At 68.5% G+C, this 2814-nt stretch carries 2 protein-coding genes; one reads left to right on the top strand and one right to left on the bottom strand.

The window, feature by feature from the left end:
- Window positions 1-399: 399 nt before the first annotated feature.
- A complete protein-coding gene (locus tag Mterra_RS20240; protein ID WP_119316740.1) occupies window positions 400-1362 on the bottom strand; it encodes an ArsR/SmtB family transcription factor in 963 nt (320 codons plus the stop codon).
- Between the two features lie 203 nt (window positions 1363-1565).
- On the opposite strand from Mterra_RS20240, the gene Mterra_RS20235 reads away from it, so the two are divergent.
- Window positions 1566-2814: glycoside hydrolase family 2 protein (locus Mterra_RS20235; RefSeq protein WP_275054870.1), on the top strand; the 1249-nt coding region annotated here is incomplete at its 3' end.

The following is a 2814-nucleotide window of genomic DNA, read 5'->3' as shown; positions in this document are numbered from 1 at the left end:
CCCCAACCCCTGGCGCGGCGGCCAACCCCCCGAGAACGTCCAGCGCCAAGCAGAGCGCTACCTCGAGTCCGAACCCCTCCCCCCCGAAGTGCGCGACCTGCTGCGGCGCTACTTCGAGCTCCCCGAGCAGTGAGGAGCGGTAAGCCGTCAGCCTTCAGCTATCAGCCCTCAGCCGTCAGTTCGTGGTAAACCCCTCCCCTTCCCTCCCCGCACGCGGGGAGGGTTTGTGGTCTGGGTCTTGAAGCGGTCGCGCTCGACCCTTCCCTCCCCACACGCGGGGAGGGTTTATCCCCCCAGCCCCCCTTGCTAAGGGGGGTGACAAGGCGTCCTGCGTACGACGTACGACGTAGGACGTACCACGTACGCCGCACAACCCACCCCCAGCCACCAGCCACCGGCCTACTTCACCTTATGCGCCTTCTGCCCCTCCGGGAACGTATAGCTCAGCCGCATCAGGAGGTCCTGCGGGTAATTCCCGAAGCGTCGGCCGAAGAGGTTCATCCCCCCCACGTTGCGGGCGTCGGGCTTGACGCCCAGGCGCACTTCGATGTGGTTGGCGTTCTCGAGCTTCAAGTCGGCGAGCTTGACGGGCGAGAGGGCCTCGCCGTCGATGAAGGAGCCCTCCGCGCTCACCTTCCAGCGCTTGAGCACGCCGTACTGGGTCTGGTCCTCGGGCCACCAGGCGGGGGTGAGGTTGCCGCGCTTGCCGCCGAAGTCGCCGGGGCTGGTCCAGGTGCCCACCTCCACCCCGTTGATCCACAAGGTGATGTCGGAGGGCCAGTTGTGGTCGTACTGCGGGGCCTCGGAGCAGACCTCGGCGGAGAGCTCGAGCTCGGTGGTGAGCGCCCCGCGCGGGACGTTGTTGGGGAAGGCGTACTCGACGTAGCCCTGGCCGAACCACAAAAGCTGGGCGAAGACGTGCTCGGGCTCGTAGAAGCTGCGCACGTCGTCGAGCATGCCGATGAACTTGCTGTCGCTGGCTAAGCCGCAGGTGGGCTTGACGTCGATGCGGTGGTAGTTGCCGATGGGCATGGAGATCTCCACCACGTCCTGGTCGGCCTCCACCGCCACGCCGGGCAGCTTGATGAGGATCTCGTCGTAGCGCTTGGCGACGAGCTTCTGCGAGCCGCGGGTGCCGGGGACGTACTGCACCACCAGCAGCCCGGCCTCCTCGAGCATCTTGAGGTTGGTGCTCACCGTGGAGTGGGCCATGCCCATGGCCTCGGCGAGCTCCGAGACGTTCATGCCCTCGTGCGAGAGCAGGCTGAAGATGAGCATGCGCGTTTCGGAGTCCAGCGCCCGCAGAACGGGCACGGCGGCTTCCCCCTCGACGGTCAGGCGGCGGTTTCCGGATGTTGGCACGCTAACCCCTCCCTCATTTGTTTCGATGTTACACGAAAAACCGAAACATTAGCAAACCCGCCGAAGGCGCTGTGGCACCACAGAAGATCCCTTGTGAACGATTCTCACATTTATTTCGCTAAATCTTGACACATTTCGCGTTGAGTTGTAATATTTCGCTACACACAAAGCACCTCCGACCAGGGTTTCCTGTGGAGTTCCCCATGCCTGATTCCCAGCACCCCAACCCCCAGCTCGAGCGCCCCCACTGGCGCGACCTCGGCGGGACCTGGCGCTTCGCCTTCGACGACGAGGCCCGCTTCGCCCGCCCCGAAGAGGTCGAGTTCGACCGCGAAATCCTGGTCCCCTACGCCCCCGAGAGCCCGCGCAGCGGGATCGGGGACCAGGGCTACCACCGCGCGGTGTGGTACCGCACCGCCGTGCGCCTCACCCCGCAGGAGCTCGAGGCCGGGCGCGTGCTGCTGCACTTCGGCGCGGTGGACTACCGCGCCACGGTGTGGGCCAACGGCGCCCGCGTCGCCGAGCACACCGGCGGCCACACCCCCTTTTACGCCGACGTCACCGACGCGCTGAAGGGCGACGTGCTCGAGGTCGTCGTGCGGGCCGAGGACGACCCCCACGACCTCGCCAAGCCGCGCGGCAAGCAGGACTGGCAGCGCGAGCCCCACTCCATCTGGTACCCCCGCACCACCGGCATCTGGCAGCCGGTGTGGCTCGAGGCCGTCCCCGCCACCCGCATCGCCAAGCTGCGCTGGACCCCCGACGTGCCCGGCTGGAGCCTGCGCCTCGAGGCCCGGCTCGCCGGCCCCCTCCCGGCGGGCCTGAGCCTGCGGGTGCGGCTGCGCGTGGGCGGGGAGGTGCTGGCCGAGGACCGCTACGCCCTCAGCGGCCCCCGCCTAGCCCGCACCCTCGCCCTCCCCGACCCCGGCATCGACGACCTGCGCGACGGGCTGCTGTGGAGCCCCGAGCACCCCCAGCTCATCGACGCCGAGCTCGAGCTGCTGCAGGGCGAGGCCGTGATCGACCGCGTGAGCAGCTACACCGCCATGCGCTCGGTGCGGCTGGAGGGGCGGCGCTTCCTGCTCAACGAGCGCCCCTACTACCTGCGGATGGTGCTCGACCAGGGCTACTGGCCCGAGGGGCTCATGACCGCCAGCGACGAGGAGCTGCGCCGCGACGTCGAGCTCACCCGCCGGCTGGGCTTCAACGGCGCGCGCAAGCACCAGAAGCTCGAGAACCCCCGCTGGCTGTACTGGTGCGACCGCATCGGGCTGCTGGTGTGGGACGAGATGCCCAGCGCCTACACCTTCGCCCCCGAGGCCTTGGGCCGCCTCACCCAGGAGTGGCTCGAGGCCATCGAGCGCGACTACTCCCACCCCTGCGTGGTGGGCTGGGTGCCCTTCAACGAGTCGTGGGGCGTGCCCGACCTGCCCACCCAGCCCACCACGCAGG

It is taken from the genome of Calidithermus terrae, from assembly GCF_003574345.1.
Lineage (GTDB): Bacteria > Deinococcota > Deinococci > Deinococcales > Thermaceae > Calidithermus > Calidithermus chliarophilus.
Note: the sequence above shows the minus strand (reverse complement) of the source record. Positions and strands in the feature narration are given on the sequence as shown.